The organism is Neomelitea salexigens DSM 19753 (assembly GCF_000422345.1).
Lineage (GTDB): Bacteria > Pseudomonadota > Gammaproteobacteria > Pseudomonadales > Spongiibacteraceae > Spongiibacter > Spongiibacter marinus_A.
This window is the reverse complement of sequence record NZ_AULP01000006.1, coordinates 138,378-153,960: the sequence shown is the minus strand read 5'-3', so window position 1 is coordinate 153,960 and position 15,583 is coordinate 138,378. Positions and strand designations below refer to the sequence as shown.

Genomic DNA, 15,583 nt, shown 5'->3' with positions numbered 1-15,583 from the left:
CTGTCCTCACTGCGTCTCAAATATCTGGAAAGCTTGGTTGCCGCGCTGCTGCGCCTGCAGGTATTCCTCGGCTAAGCGATCTACAAGCTGGGCAACACCGGGGCAGTTATCAATGCTGCCCGCCCCTTGCCCGGCGGACCAAATGGCCTTCCACGCTCCGCTGGCTTTTTCTGCACGCTGCTGGTCGCCATCCACCGTCAACTCCGCCCCGAAGTCGATGTCTTTTTTTGGAGCCAAATTATCGGGGTCCAGGCCAGCGGCAACGATACTGGGGCGCATAAAATTCGCGTTCACACCGGAAATATTCGGCGTATACACAATATCTTCTGCACGGCAGTCCATCACCATTTGCTTGTAATCACTGTCGACCTGACACTCCTGTGTGCAAATAAAACGGGTGCCCATATAAGCGAGATCGGCGCCCATCATCTGAGCCGCCGCGATATCCGAGCCCGACGACATAGCGCCCGCAAGCAATAGCGTTTTATCGAAGAACTGACGAATTTCAGCCACCAGCGCAAACGGACTCGTACTGCCCGCGTGGCCACCGGCTCCTGCCGCAACGGCGATCAAGCCGTCGACACCAGCTGCCGCCGCTTTTCGCGCATGACGAGCGTTAATCACATCGTGAAACACCAGACCACCATAGCTGTGAACCGCGTCAATCACTTGCGCGGCAGCCCCCAGTGATGTGATGACAATCGGCACCTGGTACTGCACGCACAGTGCCAAATCAGCCTCCAACCGTGGATTACTGGCGTGCACAATTAAGTTCACTGCATAGGGCGCCGCCTCGCGCCCCGAGCTGCGCTCGAAATCGGCAAGTGCTGTCTGAATTTCTTTAAGCCAAGCCTCGAAGCCTTCGCTGCTGCGTTGGTTCAGCGCCGGGAACGAGCCAACGGCCCCGGCCTTACAGGTTTCGATAACAAGTTCGGGCCCCGAAGCCAGGAACATCGGCGCCGCCACAACGGGCAGGCGCAGGCGGGATGCCAAAGAGTCAGGCAGAGACATATCAACCTCGTTTGTTATTGCTTTTAGCAGAGTCGATCAAGCTAGCGCAGCGGGCGCAGGAATACCAGCGGCAACGAGGGCGGAAAATTCAGGGAGCAAGGCAATGGCGACGAGATAGTGGCGAAGAGATAGTGACAGGGGCAAATAATGTTTAAGAAACAGCAACAAAGAAGTAACGACGGGGCATTGCCAAGCGAGCTGGCACACCCCGGATTTCAGCAAAACGCTTACACGCCAATGCTGGCGAGCTTAACCATAATATCTTTTAGCAAGCCTGAGATCGTCGGGTGGTCAACCTCAAAGCTCGACACCATTTCATCAAGGCGCTCTTGCAAGCCGGTGTCTTCCAGCACTAACTCTGGGCCGCTGCCCAGCTCGCGGTCGATATCTTCAACCAGCGCGTGCAATTTAGCCCGCTCGCCGCTCTCTACCGGTAAATCATCAATCTCACTTTGCAGACGGTTAAGCTGCTCGTGAACATGTTTTGGGTCCATGACCGTGCTCCTGTGTTTCAGGCTTACAGCATAGCAAGAGCCGAACGTCACGCCTAGCTAGTGCTGAACACGGCACTAGTGGTAACAGCTGCGCAGTAGCCGACGACTCTCCCGCTGACAGTGAGCCAGTTCATCCATACGACCACCGTCTCGGTAAAAGCGCTCGAGCATTTGCAGTGAGATCTCAACATTTTTGTACAGCGGCAAGCGCCGGCCTAAACCGTTGCGCAGGGCTTGCAGCAGACGATGATGGACCGCAAGTAAACAGTGTTGCTGTAACGACTGATCACCACAGCGGGCAAAACACTCCGACAGGTAGTGGCCCGACAGCATATGCCGGTCTACGTCCTCCAGCGCCAACTCGCGCTCACCCGATAACATCAATTCACTCAGCTCAAAACAGCAACCCAAATACCGCAGCGCCGGCACCCAGTCTCGCTGCGCGTAGGCCTCTCTGCCGGCTTCCATCCACTCTTCCCAACGCTGGCTGGCCACCGCCTCGCTGCGCTGCAACTGCTGGCGGTGACTCTCACATAGAAATCGTATGCTCATCATTATCTCCTGGACTAAAGCAAATCTGGCAACACCTACAAACGATAATGATTATCATTTGTAAATTCAAGTCCAAAAATACAAACCGCCGCCTACCGCGTTTAGGCAACGCATTGCCCATCCACCGAAGAACAGTAATGCTGTGCATAAATTTCGCCGCTAAGGCCAACAATAATAGGAACTTCAGATGTCTCTCGACGCACTATTTTCTCTTTCAGGACAAGTGGCCATTGTGACTGGCGCAGGCCGGGGTATCGGCCGCGGCATTGCCGAACACTTTGCACAGGCCGGGGCGACCGTTATTTGCGCTGCGCGCACACTGGAGGATTTGGAAAAGACCGTAGCAAGCTGCAAAGCCGCCGGCGGCAACGCCCTTGCTCAGGTATGCGATGTTGCGCAGGAAGAGCAATTACAAGCGCTTGTAAACACCGCAGTTAATGAGTTTGATCGCCTGGATATCGTTGTGAACAATGCCGGCGGCGCCTGGCCAAACGATCCGCTGAAGACCGACGCCAAAACCTTTAATCGCGATTTCGACTTCAACGTCACCAGCGCATTTAACCTCTGTCGGCTCGCCCAGCCCGCGCTTGAAAAAAGCCGCGGCAATATCATCAATATCACGTCGGCATCGGCGCGCTACGCTCAAAAGGGCTTTAGCAGCTACGGCACCGCGAAAGCGGCATTGACGCAACTCACGCGCTTATTGGCTGCCGATTTCGCGCCGACTATCAGGGTAAACGGCATTTCCCCTGGCACCATAATGACCGACGCGCTGAAACAATTTCTCGACGAGAATACCCGCGAAAAAATGTCGGCGCTAACGCCAATGCAGTGCCTGGGCGAGCCTCGGGATATTGCTGCCGCTGCCGTTTACCTGGCGTCGCCAGCGGCACGCTGGGTAACAGGAAAGATCATTGAAGTTGACGGTGGCGCGGAATCGACCACCTGGCCTTTTTAGCAGCCACTGATCCAATATTCACTACAATACGTTTCGGCTTCCCGCACTTGATGGCGGGGAGCACATCGTGTCTATAATCAGCGTTTAATTCTACTCACAACGAGGTTTGCATGGATCCACAAGCATTATTGGAACAGTATGGCCCCGAGGCAATCGATATGGGCATTCGCGCGGCGGGCGCGCTGGCGATTGTATTGGTGGGCTACTGGATGGCGAAACTGTTCTCTGGCTTCACACGATCCGGATTAGAGAAGCGCAATTTCGACCCGACCCTGAATGCCTTCATCAGCAAATTAGTCTTTTTTATTATTTTCGCCGTCGCCCTGATTCCCGCTCTGGCGCACGCTGGCATACAAACCGCATCGGTGATCGCCGCACTGGGTGCCGCCGGCTTGGCCGTTGGCTTAGCCTTGCAGGGCTCGCTGGCAAACTTTGCTGCAGGGGTGTTATTAATCGCTTTCCGCCCGTGCCGGGTCGGCGACTGGGTAGACGCCGGTGGCTGCTCTGGCACCGTGGAAGACATAAGCTTGTTTTCGACGATTTTGGTGACCGGTGATAACAAGCGCATCGTGATCCCCAACTCTCAGGTTATGTCCGGTGCAATCACCAACTACAGTGTGAAGCCCCGTCGCCGCGTCGATCTGCTGGTGGGTATTTCCTATGATGCTGATATTAAGCTCGCTAAGGAAACGCTCGAACGACTGGTCAACGCCGATGAGCGCATACTGAAAGACCCCTCTCCACGCATCGCGGTTGCCGCCCTTGGGGCGTCGTCAGTCGACCTGATCTGTCGCCCCTGGGTAAAAACCGAGGACTACTGGCCAACATACTGGGATCTCACCGAAAAAATTAAACTCGCTTTCGACGAAGCCGGCATCGGTATTCCCTACCCGCAAATGGATGTTCACTTTCACAAGGAAGACTGAGGCAAACGGTAGGAATACCAGAGAAAGGGCAGCATTCGCTGCCCTTTTTAGTTGACCTGAACGCAGGTCTGATTACCATGCACACGCTAAATTCCCGCATGGTAGACATAAGGAAAATCGATGAGAGTTCCCGTAAGCATAGTATTGAGCCTTCTCTGCGCAAATGCTGCCCAGGCAGATGAAACGCCAACATGGGAAGGGGATGTTGAGTTTGGTTACTATCAAACCGATGGCAACAGCAACGAAACCAGCCTGCTGGCCAAAGGCACAGCCAGCCGCAGAAGCGGTCTGTGGACCAATGTGGTAAAAGCCAACGCCCAAAACAGCGAAGTAGAAGGTGTACGTTCGGAAGAGCAATACTTTATCTCTGACCGCCTGTCTTACGATATCAGTGACTTCAATTACAGCTTCGGTTACGTGTCGGTCGACAAAGATCGCTTTAGCGGCTACGTGTATCAAGCCACTGTCGCTGGTGGCTACGGTCGCCGTCTTTTGAAAAATGACCGCGTGGTCTGGGACGCTGAAGTCGGCCCGGGTTTCCGTATTAGCGAATTCGACACCGGCAGTGCCGAGGGCGACGGCAAAACAGAAGAAGCCATTTTGCGTCTGTCTACCGATCTGAAAGCCAAGGTGTCCGAAACCGCGACATTCGAGCAAAGCCTGTCAGTTGAAGGTGGTGATAAGAACACGGTGAGCAAATCCGTTACCGCGCTGAAGACCAAGATTATCGGCGGCTTCGGTTTAAAAATTAGCTACACCATGGAATATAACGAAGTCGTGCCCAACAGCAACGTCCACATGGACAAGCAAACGGCAGTGACTCTGGTCTACAGCTTCTAAAAATCTCTGCGGGGCAATTATTGCCCCGCGCTCTCCGCCTGCGCCTCAGCGCGCAGGCCCTCGCGATCAAGCACTCGCAACTTACCGTAAGACAACGCAATCAATCCGGCCTTTTCCAGGCGCTTCAATTCCCGGCTCACTGCCTGACGAGACACCGCCAGCATTTTCGCTAAGTCTTCCTGAGGAAGGTGCATATTGATATCGTCCCCCTCCTCGCTGCCGTAGTACTGCTGCAGATCCAACAGTCGCTGCGCGAGCCTGGATGACAGAGAGTACAGCGCCGCGGACTCGACATAGGACAGAGCAAGGCGCAATTTTCGGCACAGCATAAGAAGAAAATAACGATACAACCTCGGCTGGGCGTCCAGCAGGGTATCAAGCTGATGCCTGGCGACCACCAGCACCTGCGTATCACCCAGGGCATAGGCATCCTGGCTGCGCGGCTCGCCATCAAATAGCGATACTTCGCCAATCCAGTCGCCGCGCTCCGCCAACATCACCAGCAATTCTCGGCCATCGGGGCTGCTATTACTCAGACGGATGCGCCCCTCAAGAACGCCGTACATCGCCTCGCCGGCTTCGCCCTGCTCGTAGAGAAACTCGCCATCCTTCAGCCGCCGGATTTTGCACTGCGACAGCAGGATTTCCACCAACTCCGCAGGCAAACCGACCATTATCGGGTTACCCCGCAGAATATCGCGCTTGTCGACCACCCTTCCTCCGCTACACTCAGGCTATTGAGAATAATTAGCCAATTGTCAATTTCGTGACAGTTGCCATGCCGCCTCGTCAGGCAAACTGAGACCCAATCATAATAGTAAACAGGAGCTCAACCATGACAGCAGAGATTAAATCACAGGTTTCCGCCGAAGAGTGGCAATTGCGTGTCGACCTTGCCGCTGCCTACCGTCTGGTCGCATTATTCGGTTGGGACGACCTGGTTTTCACTCACATTTCCGCCCGCGTGCCCGGTGCCGACAACCACTTTTTGATCAACCCCTACGGCATGATGTTTGAGGAAGTGACCGCGTCCTCGCTGGTGAAAGTCGACCAGAATGGCGAGAAAGTCATGGAGTCTCCCTATCCCGTCAATCCCGCTGGCTTCACCATTCACAGCGCCGTGCACGCCGCCCGCGACGACGCCCACTGCGTGATGCACACCCACTCCATCAACGGTGTCGCCGTCTCTGCCCAAGCTGAAGGTGTGCTGCCCATTTCCCAGCAAGCAACCCTGGTACTGGCATCATTGGGCTACCACGACTACGAGGGTATCGCCTTAAACGAGGAGGAAAAGCCCCGCCTTGTCGCGGACCTCTCGGACAACACCTTTTTAATGTTGCGCAATCACGGCCTACTCACTGTGGGCATGACACCCGCCGATGCCTTTTTAGCCATGTACATCTTCGAAGCAACTTGTATGATTCAGGTACGCGCCCTGGCTGGCGGCCGCGAGCTAACACCGGTGCAGCCAGAGATTGTCGATGGCGTTAAAGAAGCCGCGCGCATCGTTACCAAAGGCCTATTCGGTGATCTGGCTTGGCCGGGACTGCTGCGCCGCTTGAATCGCCAAAACCCCGGCTATGACGCCTGAGGAGGACCGTATGGAAAACACCAGTGAAAAACGCCACTTCAGCAGCTTTGCAGAGTTCTATCCCTACTACTTGGCGGAGCATGAGAATCGCACTTGCCGACGCCTGCACTTGATTGGCAGCCTGTTAGTACTGGCACTGCTGGCATTTAGCGTGAGCACCGCGCAATATGCCTTGCTGTGGCTGCTACCTGTTGTCGGCTACGGCTTTGCCTGGGTGGGACATTTCTTCTTTGAAAAAAACAAACCGGCCACCTTTCAGCACCCGTTGTATAGCTTTATTGGCGACTGGGTTATGGCAAAAGATCTGTTGACCGGCAAGCTGGCGCTTTAAGCAAAGGAGGCCGCCATGACGCTACTTCAGTTAGAAGCCATCCTCTATTACTGTTGCTTGATCAATGGCGGCCTACTACTCATTAGCAGTGCCGTGGCACTGCAATGCCCCACCGCGATTTTGCGCCTGCAAAGCCGCGTATTGAACATCCCTGCTGCGCGCTTGCAACTGTTGTACGCACAGGGGTTAATGCTATTTAAAGTGTTCTACATCTTTTTTAACCTGAGCCCCTGGCTCGCCCTTATGCTAATGCGTTAGCACTTCCACACTCGACATTCCTTCACACATTTCTGCTACAGTGCGGCGTTAAATTTTCCAGCGCCTGGCGCGCTGAACGTTGAGTAACGCGCAATGAGCAGAATTATTATCCTTGCATCCCCGGGCAGCGGCCACGGGAAAACCCTTGTCACCGCAGGGCTAGCCAAAGCCCTTGGCGGCGGTAAGCGGCGTATCCGCGTCTATAAAATGGGGCCGGACTATCTGGATCCTCAATTTATCGAGGCCGCCACCGGACTAGAGGTTCGCCAGCTGGACTACTGGATGCTCGGCGAAAGAGAGATTGCCGCAGAACTTTGCCGCGCTCAAAATGAAGTGGACGACATTATCATCGAAGGCGTAATGGGCCTGTTTGATGGTGAACACAGCGTCGCACGCCTGGCGCGCGACTACCGAATTCCGGTGTGTATCGTTGCCGATGCCAGCGCCATGGCACAGACCTTTGGCGCCCTGATGTATGGTCTGGCCAATTACGATCCCGATGTAAACGTTGCGGCGGTGATCGCTAACAAAGTAGGCAGCGACCGTCACGCCTCACTTCTGGCAGAAAGCGTACGCCCGCCGCTGACGATGCTCGGCAGTATCAAACGCGACAAAGCGCTGGCCGTCCACGAGCGCCATCTGGGCATCGGCGCAGAAGATCGCAGCGCTGCACAACATGCCGCCACAACAATGGCCGAGCAGTTGACGGAGATCGCGCAATCGCTGCCGTGGGGAAAACTGCGCATTGAAGAAGACAGCTTGAGTCAGCCGGATGTTCAGCACGAGGGCCCGCGACTGCAAGGTATGCGCATCGCGGTGGCCAAAGACGCGGTATTTAGTTTTATCTACCACGCCAACATGGATTTTTTGCAGCGCGAGGGCGCCACGGTTCACTATTTTTCGCCCCTCTCAGATACCCGGTTACCGGACTGCGACGCCCTCTACCTGCCCGGCGGCTACCCCGAGCTACACTTGGAGACCCTAGCCAACAACCACGCAATGATCAGTGCCATTCGCCAGCACATTGAGGCTGACAAACCCTGTATGGCCGAGTGCGGCGGCATGCTCTATTTGCTCGAGAGTCTCAGCCACGACGAGCGCTGCGCGCCACTGTGCGGGATATTTCCACTGCGCGCCAAGGTGAATGAACGGTTGGCTGGTTTAGGCTATCAGTCTCTGCCCGGCACCCGTTTGCGCGGCCACAGCTTTCATTACGCCAGTATTGTCGACGAGCCCAGCAATGCCGACGAGCTGCCGCGCAGCGCCTACTCAGACGGTCGCAAAGGCGAATTGATCTTGCGTGAAAAACGCACTATCGCCAGTTTTGTACACTGGTATTTTTCCTCCGAGCCACAAAAAATTTGTGACTGGTTATCCGGTAAGCCCGAGCTCTGACCGCACACCACTCTGATCGCACAACACATTGCCGCCCCAAAATGGGGCTCGGCTTTGTGGCGCAAATGCTATAAAGTGTGCCATGCGAATTGCCCCGACGTTTAATAATTATTAGGGGGACAAATGAAACGGACAATTCCCGCGGTGCTTACTCACCTTGGACTGCTGAGCCTGTTGCTCTTGCCGCTGTGTGCGTCGGCAAGCACGGAGGGCTTTCGGGAGCGCTATAGTTCAGACGTTGACGGACAAACCTGGATGCTCCACATCGATTCGGGGCGTAGTTTCCCGTCGATGATCAGCGCCAAGTTGCAGATGGGCGATGCGCTCAACCGCTATATCTTGCTGGGCAGCGTAAACGGCACGGTCATTACCGGCAGCTATAAACCGCTGCGCGCCAGCGCGATGGCAGAAGAAAAACCCTTCAGCCTAACCCGCATTGGCCAGGACAGTGTGGCACTCACGCTGGACGGCGAGCGCTATACCCTATCGGCCAATGACCAACTGGCCGCCGTGGACGACGCGCTTATTGGTACCTGGAGCAGTGACACGAAGCTCGGCGGCAGCATCGACAACCCCTACATGGGCGAGCAGTGGAGCATTCACTTTCGCGCCGACGGCACCGCCTGTGAGGCGACGAGAATGATAGATAGCCGACGCGCCTCCAGCTACCAAGACCCTTGCAGCCATGCCGACAGCCACCGCTGGAAGGCGGAAAATGGCAAGATTCTATTTGCCGATGACCGCGGCGAATGGCGAGAGCAGTTTACCTACCGCATTATGGGTGGGCGCATGGTAGTGAGCTACCCTGGCGGTCAACGCCGCGTAACGTCACCGGTCGAACCGACTCGAATCAGCGCGCAGTAGTGGTGGGGCGACAACTTAATCGCTGAGTAAAGCCCACAATTCCTCACCACTGTAGTCTCGGCGCCCCCCCTGCTCTGCTTTTTTTACCAAGTCGAGTACCCGGCTATTGGCCGACGCCTGCGTGCCGTGCTGCGCCGCCAGCCTCACAACCTCACCGTTGAGCCAATCAATCTCGGTGCGCCGCCCGCGCTCCAAATCTTCCCACATCGACGAGCGAGCCAGCGGGTCCATCGCCAGCATCGGCTGGGCAATTTTGGTAAACAGCCAATCGGGGGTATCCAAAACGCGTGGCAGCCAGCGCGGCGGCACCGCCGTCAGGCGTTGCAGAGGAATACCGGCCTGGCGAATTGCGGCCAGCGCCTCGCGCTGCAAGCGCGCCAAACAGCGCCGGTAATGCCGCTGAGACAACTCTTCTTTTAGTGGCAAGCCCGACAGCGCATTAATCGGGTTATTGAGGTTAAGCAACAGCTTTGACCACTGCACCGAGCGCATATCGCTATGCCACTCAAAGGGGGTGGCACTGGCGGCAAACAGCGTATCGATATGGCCAATACGCGCGCTGCGCTCAACCATAATTGCGCCATCGGTTCCCGCGTGAAAGACTCCCTGCCCGCGCTGCAGCACATTAAACGCGATCATGCCGGGCAGTACACAGCACTGGGGCAGAGCCGCTGACAAGCGCGACGCATTATCGATCCCATTTTGCAGACTAATCACCACCGTATCGGCGCCCACATGGGGTGCCAACTGCGCAGCCACGACATCGGTATCCGCTGACTTCACCGTCACGATCAAACAGTCCAATCCCGCCATCGCCGCCACATCGGTATGCAAATGCAAGCTCTGTGGGGGGCAGTGATGATGCAGGCCTCTGAAGTCGCTAACCGTTAAACCGTGATCCTTCAGCTCATCCACCATGCGCGGGCGAGCTAACAGGTGCACCTCTGCGCCGCCCATCTGCAGCGCACCACCGACGTAACAACCGATACTGCCCGCCCCAACAATCCCGACTGTAACTGTCACAATCTCTCCCTTAACGCCTGCATTATCCACAGTATTTATTGAGTAAAGCCCGTATTGGCACTCAACCAGGCTCCCGCCAGACTATAGCCTAGAATGACCCAATGTCATCTGTTTGTAACTGTCATTGCTTCCTGGCATTGGGTAAACTGATCCGCTAATAAAAACGCCCGTGCCATTTTGTCTTTACTTTCGTTTAACGGTGACCGTATGCCTGAAGAAATTCCCCAGACACAGCAGAACGATAGCAAACCGCCCCTGCTCTGGCTGCAAACCATTTTATTCAGCGTGACATTCCTGATCGCTGCGATCGGCGTGCCCTGGTACGGCCTGACTCACGGCTTTACGGCAGCGGGCTGGATCGGCTTTGTGTTGGTATTGGGTGCGAATGGCATGTCTATCACCGCCGGCTACCACCGCCTGTGGGCGCACAACGCTTACAAAGCTCACTGGAGCCTGAAGCTGTTCTTTGCACTATTTGGCGCTGCTGCCACACAAAACAGCATTCTTATTTGGGCTAGCGGCCACCGCCGCCACCACCGCCATGTTGACGATGTAGAACACGATCCCTACTCAGCCAAGCGCGGCCTGTGGTTCTCGCATATCGGCTGGATGCTCCGCGACTACCCCGCCAGCGCAGAAGATTTCTCCAATGCCCGTGACCTGCAGCGCGACAAAATTGTCATGTGGCAGCACCGTAACTATCTGGCGCTGGTGATCATTATGAACTTCCTGCCAGCACTGGCGTTGGGCGTTATCACAGGCAATATGCTCGAGCACATCCTGCTGGCCGGCGTACTGCGCTTGGTGGTTAGCCACCACACCACTTTCTTTATCAATTCCCTGGCCCACTACTGGGGCCGACGCCCCTACACCGATGAAAACACCGCCCGCGACAATGACCTGCTGGCGCTCTTTACTTACGGCGAGGGCTACCACAACTACCACCACATTTTTCAAAACGACTACCGGAACGGCATTCGCTGGTGGCACTACGACCCCACAAAATGGCTGATTAAGTCGGCGTCGTGGGTGGGCCTAACCTGGGACCTGAGAAAAGTACCCGACTTCAAAATTCAGCGCGCCGTGCTAACCATGCAGTTCAAGCGCACCGAGCAGGCCCTGCTTAACCGCACTGCCGACGCCCCCCACCTGCGCGAATTTCTCGAGCAGGAATATCAGCAATTCCGCAAGACACTGGCCGATTGGAATACCGTTAGCCAGCAGTGGATGGACGCCAAGCGCGCGTCACTTGCCGCGCAAAAATCAGCGCTGCAACAAAACCTCACTGAGCATAAAGAACAGCTTCAGCACAATCTGGCCGAGGCCTGGGAGCACGCAACGTTGCGCAGCCGATTTAAAGAGCTGGAATACACATTGAAGATGCAGCGCAAACGCCTGCAAATGCTCAATACACAGATGGCGTAATCGCCTCAGTATTGTTGATGTAAAAAAGCGCCTTAGGGCGCTTTTTTTATTCCTGCCCAGAGCCAGACAAGCGCGGCAAGTTAAACGGCGGAGACCAAAGCTGTACCTGCGCGCCGCCAGCAGCGCTAGGCCGCTCTTGGTATATCAAGCGCAAACGTGGCAGGGGCCTCTGGTACCAGAGCGGCCGTGCGGCTCCGTCATTCCCCAACACGGTCCAGCGCTCAGCCGACAAATCAATGCGGAGCAGAGTCTCCTGCCCCGCCGCAATTGCCTGTCGCGACGACGCTCCCGGGGCGTCGCAGAGTGAAGTGGAAATCGCTAATGACTGCGGCTGGGGGTCGCTAAACACAATGTCAAAAGCACAGTGCTGGGCGTCACTGGAAATATACACGGTGTCGTCCGCGTAGTTGCGAATACGCACCTCTAGCACCGGCGTGTCGCCATTAACCACCGTAACGGCCATACCCAGCTCGGCCCAGCGATACCCGCGAATTAATGCTCGGCCGCGATCGTCGACCGCAAGCTCAATATCAAGACTGCGAGGCACACCCTCCTCGCCGCCTTGCATTAGCTCCATCTCCAGGGCGCGGCCTTGCTGACGATAAAGCTGCCCCAAGCCATAGGCTATACCGAGTCTTTCACCCTGCGGCGACCACGTCAGACGCCCCTTGATGAACAGGCCCGACGACGGCGGCTCGCTGCTTACCGATGTTACCGCCGCGACGCCGCCAACGGATTCGAAGGCCGTGTAAACGCTGTCGCCGCGCTCGAGGCTCGACAGCGGCGCCAGCCCGCGATACAGGTGACTGGGTATATTATTCGCGGCGTAATTCAACCGCAGATAATCGCCACGCATCGGGTCGCGAGGATCGACCGGCATGCTACGAAGAAAAACGCTCTGGCCATTGTGCAAAAGGTTTTCCCAGCCATAGGTCTGCCACACCAACAGCGCGAACTGCGCGAGAATCGCAATGCCTAACCAACTAGCGCGCATGGTTCACCCCCAACTTCTGACGCTCTTGCTGGCGGGAAAATCGTAGCCCAGCCAGAATAAGCAGTGTGCCGAGTAGTAAAAATAGTGAGGCTCTGGCGAGTAAGCTGTGGAACAGGTCGTTGAAACGCAGCAGCAATAATAGCGTTAACAGCACGCCACCTGCCGACAGACTGCCCTTCATCAGGTATTCGGTGCCGCGATAGATAAACAGTAGGGCATATGCCAGCAAGGCGATATTGGCCGAGATCTGCACCGCCACCGGCATTGGGTAAACACTATAGCTCGCGCACAGCACCAGCAGCGGCAACGCCAGGCACGCCAACTCAAGCCATTGTGGCCCGCTGCGCGGCCGCAGCGACGAACGGCCAAAGCAGAGCCCCGCAAATACCAAAATGACCAGTAGCATACTGGCGCTGATCAACTGCGCCGGGGCGAGCCCCAACAGCGCATCGCCGCTGCGATGACCGACCGAAAAGGCCCAGCTGACATCTTGAATGCTCAGCAGTAACAGACAAGCCCACCACAACAACAGGCCTGTCTGATGCAGCGCGGGAACGCTCTCTCGCCATTGAAGTACCGGCGCCAAACGCTCTGCCCACAAGTAGATCGCGGCAATTAATACCGCGTGTAACAGGACAATATCGCTGTCGAAAATCCAACTATTGAACAACAGGCTAACGGGTAGCAAAGCCAACACCGCACGCAACAGCAGTGTAGAGCGCTGCTGCCAAGCCAGCGGCAACAACCCCAGCAACAGAGCTGCCGTGCCCGGCAGGTGTGGCCGCTCAAAGGCAAACACTTGCATCGCCGTCCAGCCACAAATCAATAGACAGGCAAGTATTCCGTGCGCCGTAGATGGCAATACCCAAGCCATTGCCAAGGCCGCAGCAGACCACAGCATAAAGCCTTCAGGGTAGTTTACGTCGACGTGATAAATCTGAGCGATCAACCACAATGCCGCACCAAACAGCATGGTGCCCAATAGGTGGAACACCTCTGCCAGACGCGAGTCCTGGCGCCACCACCATGCCAGCAGATGACTGATGGCAAAGCCGCCGGCAACCGCAGACAGTTTGGTATAGCGATGCATCGCCTCCCAGTTATAGGCAAACAGCAAAATAACGCCCAAGCCAAACACCACCGCGCCAATTGCTGCAAAGATCAGCTTACCCCACGCCCGCGGCGCCTGCTGAGGCGCCAGCGGATAGCGAGCGTATAGCTGCGCTGCTTGTTGGTCGTCGATGAGGCCATCGCGCAACCACTGCGCAATTTCAGCACGCAACCAAGGTTTGTGACTGTCCATCCGTTGAAATTCGCTCCCTGCTCACTCGCCGCCGCGTTTAGCGCGTGGCAATCTCTAACTCTTCCAATACCCGCTCGGCAAAGCCATAACCCGCCTCGGCATACAAATTGAAGCTAATGCAGCCCATCGCCTGCAGTTCCCGCTGCTGATCCGGGAAGCGAGAAATCGCCGCAATTTTCCCGTTATAGCCAAGGCTTTGCAGCATTTTCACAACCTGAACATTTTCACTATGGTTGCTCAAACACACTAAAATCACCTGGCGGCGCGCCAGTGCTGATCGCTCCAGAAAGTCGCGATCGCTGGCATCTCCCGCTACACAGCGCAGGCCCTCACCACGCATTTGCTGGGCTTTGTCGGCACTTTCTTCCACACCCACGATCCGCCCCGGATAGTGGCGTCCCAGATAATCGTAGGCGCCGCTGCCGATACGCCCCATGCCCAGAATCAATATATCGGCGTCGCCCAGGTCAGCCGGACGCTCAGACGGCAACAAGCAGCGGCGCTCATAGCGTTGCAATAAGTCGCCAAAGCGGCTGTATAGGTCACCGGCGCGACGGTTTAACGACGAGGCAATAAAGAGAGACAGCGCCATCGCCATTGCCAAAATCGTCAACCACTGCGGCTCCAGCATATTCTCCTGTACCGCCAATGCAGCAACAATCAGGCCAAACTCGCTATAGCTACTCAGCGACAGGCCGGCCAACAAGCCCGTGCGGGCTCTAAGCCGAAACAACAACAGCAAGCCGAAATAGAGAAAGGGGCGGATCAACACCAGCGCCGCCAGCAGTATGGCAATCAGCGCCATGTCCCACGATGGTAGCCCGTAATAGCCGATGCTGAGGAAAAAAGCCGTGAGGAAAATGTCTTTAAGACTTACCAGGCTCTTATACAGCTCAACACTCTTGTCGCTATTCGCCAGCAGTATGCCAAACAGCAGTGCGCCCAAACCGGCCTTTAAATGCAGCGTCTCAAACAACCACGCCCCTGCCAGTGCCATCGACAAACCGTAGAGCACCAGCAGCTCACCGTGCCCCGCCCAGTTCAACAAACTCAGCAGAGGCCGGCGCAACAGCGGCAGTGCCAACAGCGCGAGCGCCCAAATACTGGGCGGATGGTCGGCAGAAAATAGCAGGAACGCCACGGCCATCAGATCCTGAACGATCAGGATGCCCACTGCGATCTGCGCATGCAGGGCCGCGCCCTCACCGCGCTGTTCAAAAATCTTTACCGCAAACACTGTGCTCGAAAACGACAGCGCGAAAGCAAGAATCCATGCCGTTTGACTCGGCAGCGCTGAATAGTGGGGCAGCAAGTAATGCAGGCTGAGCAGCACCACGGTGGTTAACGGAACCACTAACAGAGCGTGCAAACTGGCGCTCGCCCATATTTGCGGGGCCAATAGTTCGCGCAACTTCAGTTTCAGACCAATGGTGAACAGCAGCAGCACCACCCCGATATCGGCCATCAGCTTGACGACATCCGGATCTCCCAGCTCCAATGCCCCGGCGAGAAAGCCCGCAACCAGAAAGCCCAGCAACGGCGGCATATCCATCCGGCGAAAAACCAAACCAGCCAAAAATGCCAGCGCCAGTAGTAGGGGCTCAATCATTCCATCGTT

17 protein-coding genes are annotated in these 15,583 nt (G+C 56.2%); 9 read left to right on the top strand and 8 right to left on the bottom strand.

Annotated features, from left to right (window positions below):
• Positions 1–6: 6 nt before the first annotated feature.
• From H573_RS0110895 to H573_RS0110885, 3 genes are all read right to left on the bottom strand, one after another.
• Positions 7–1,011 carry an NAD(P)H-dependent flavin oxidoreductase gene (locus tag H573_RS0110895; RefSeq protein ID WP_027874306.1) on the bottom strand — a complete coding sequence of 335 codons (1,005 nt, stop codon included), beginning with the start codon at positions 1,009–1,011 and terminating at the stop codon, positions 7–9.
• Positions 1,012–1,238: 227 nt separating this feature from the next.
• Positions 1,239–1,505, bottom strand: coding sequence for a DUF4404 family protein (locus H573_RS0110890; protein ID WP_027874305.1), 267 nt, complete (start codon positions 1,503–1,505; stop codon positions 1,239–1,241).
• Positions 1,506–1,580: 75 nt separating this feature from the next.
• Complete coding sequence (locus H573_RS0110885; protein ID WP_027874304.1) at positions 1,581–2,057, bottom strand: hypothetical protein; 477 nt, start codon at positions 2,055–2,057, stop codon at positions 1,581–1,583.
• A gap of 187 nt (positions 2,058–2,244) precedes the next feature.
• Here H573_RS0110885 and H573_RS0110880 point away from each other — a divergent pair, with 187 nt between their 5' ends.
• From H573_RS0110880 to H573_RS0110870, 3 genes are all read left to right on the top strand, one after another.
• Positions 2,245–3,015: a glucose 1-dehydrogenase gene (locus tag H573_RS0110880; RefSeq protein ID WP_027874303.1), complete on the top strand. Its 771-nt coding sequence runs from the start codon at positions 2,245–2,247 to the stop codon at positions 3,013–3,015.
• Between the two features lie 110 nt (positions 3,016–3,125).
• Positions 3,126–3,941, top strand: a complete 816-nt coding sequence (locus H573_RS0110875) for a mechanosensitive ion channel family protein (RefSeq protein WP_051171212.1) — start codon at positions 3,126–3,128, stop codon at positions 3,939–3,941.
• Positions 3,942–4,061: 120 nt separating this feature from the next.
• Positions 4,062–4,781 (top strand): DUF481 domain-containing protein, encoded by a 720-nt coding sequence (locus tag H573_RS0110870; RefSeq protein ID WP_084498024.1) that lies wholly within the window; start codon positions 4,062–4,064, stop codon positions 4,779–4,781.
• A gap of 17 nt (positions 4,782–4,798) precedes the next feature.
• On the opposite strand, the gene H573_RS0110865 is transcribed toward H573_RS0110870, so the two are convergent.
• Entirely contained in the window at positions 4,799–5,494 is a 696-nt protein-coding gene (locus H573_RS0110865; protein ID WP_051171211.1) for a Crp/Fnr family transcriptional regulator, read from the bottom strand.
• Between the two features lie 122 nt (positions 5,495–5,616).
• Here H573_RS0110865 and H573_RS0110860 point away from each other — a divergent pair, with 122 nt between their 5' ends.
• The 5 genes from H573_RS0110860 (at position 5,617) to H573_RS0110840 (ending at position 9,220) form a co-directional block, all read left to right on the top strand.
• Positions 5,617–6,372, top strand: a complete 756-nt coding sequence (locus H573_RS0110860; protein ID WP_027874299.1) for a class II aldolase/adducin family protein — start codon at positions 5,617–5,619, stop codon at positions 6,370–6,372.
• A 10-nt stretch (positions 6,373–6,382) separates the two neighbouring features.
• Positions 6,383–6,703, top strand: a complete 321-nt coding sequence (locus H573_RS0110855; protein ID WP_027874298.1) for an Mpo1-like protein — start codon at positions 6,383–6,385, stop codon at positions 6,701–6,703.
• A 15-nt stretch (positions 6,704–6,718) separates the two neighbouring features.
• A complete protein-coding gene (locus H573_RS0110850) occupies positions 6,719–6,961 on the top strand; it encodes a DUF6868 family protein (RefSeq protein WP_027874297.1) in 243 nt (80 codons plus the stop codon).
• A 93-nt stretch (positions 6,962–7,054) separates the two neighbouring features.
• On the top strand, positions 7,055–8,356 hold the full coding sequence (locus H573_RS0110845; protein ID WP_027874296.1) for a cobyrinic acid a,c-diamide synthase CobB: 1,302 nt from the start codon (positions 7,055–7,057) through the stop codon (positions 8,354–8,356).
• Positions 8,357–8,479: 123 nt separating this feature from the next.
• The gene (locus H573_RS0110840; RefSeq protein WP_027874295.1) at positions 8,480–9,220 is read left to right on the top strand and encodes a hypothetical protein; all 741 of its coding nucleotides are present in this window, start codon (positions 8,480–8,482) and stop codon (positions 9,218–9,220) included.
• Between the two features lie 15 nt (positions 9,221–9,235).
• On the opposite strand, the gene H573_RS0110835 is transcribed toward H573_RS0110840, so the two are convergent.
• Complete coding sequence (locus H573_RS0110835; protein WP_036256597.1) at positions 9,236–10,243, bottom strand: 2-dehydropantoate 2-reductase; 1,008 nt, start codon at positions 10,241–10,243, stop codon at positions 9,236–9,238.
• A gap of 207 nt (positions 10,244–10,450) precedes the next feature.
• On the opposite strand from H573_RS0110835, the gene H573_RS0110830 reads away from it, so the two are divergent.
• Positions 10,451–11,668, top strand: a complete 1,218-nt coding sequence (locus H573_RS0110830; RefSeq protein WP_036256526.1) for an acyl-CoA desaturase — start codon at positions 10,451–10,453, stop codon at positions 11,666–11,668.
• 46 nt (positions 11,669–11,714) lie between these two features.
• On the opposite strand, the gene H573_RS0110825 is transcribed toward H573_RS0110830, so the two are convergent.
• The 3 genes from H573_RS0110825 to H573_RS0110815 are packed head-to-tail and all read right to left on the bottom strand — an operon-like array spanning position 11,715 to position 15,574.
• On the bottom strand, positions 11,715–12,662 hold the full coding sequence (locus tag H573_RS0110825; protein ID WP_027874292.1) for a GDYXXLXY domain-containing protein: 948 nt from the start codon (positions 12,660–12,662) through the stop codon (positions 11,715–11,717).
• Positions 12,652–13,965 (bottom strand): DUF2157 domain-containing protein, encoded by a 1,314-nt coding sequence (locus H573_RS0110820; RefSeq protein WP_027874291.1) that lies wholly within the window; start codon positions 13,963–13,965, stop codon positions 12,652–12,654. Before H573_RS0110820 ends, H573_RS0110825 begins: the two co-directional genes overlap by 11 nt.
• Positions 13,966–14,002: 37 nt before the next feature.
• On the bottom strand, positions 14,003–15,574 hold the full coding sequence (locus H573_RS0110815) for a cation:proton antiporter family protein (RefSeq protein ID WP_084498023.1): 1,572 nt from the start codon (positions 15,572–15,574) through the stop codon (positions 14,003–14,005).
• Between the last annotated feature and the right edge of the window lie 9 nt (positions 15,575–15,583).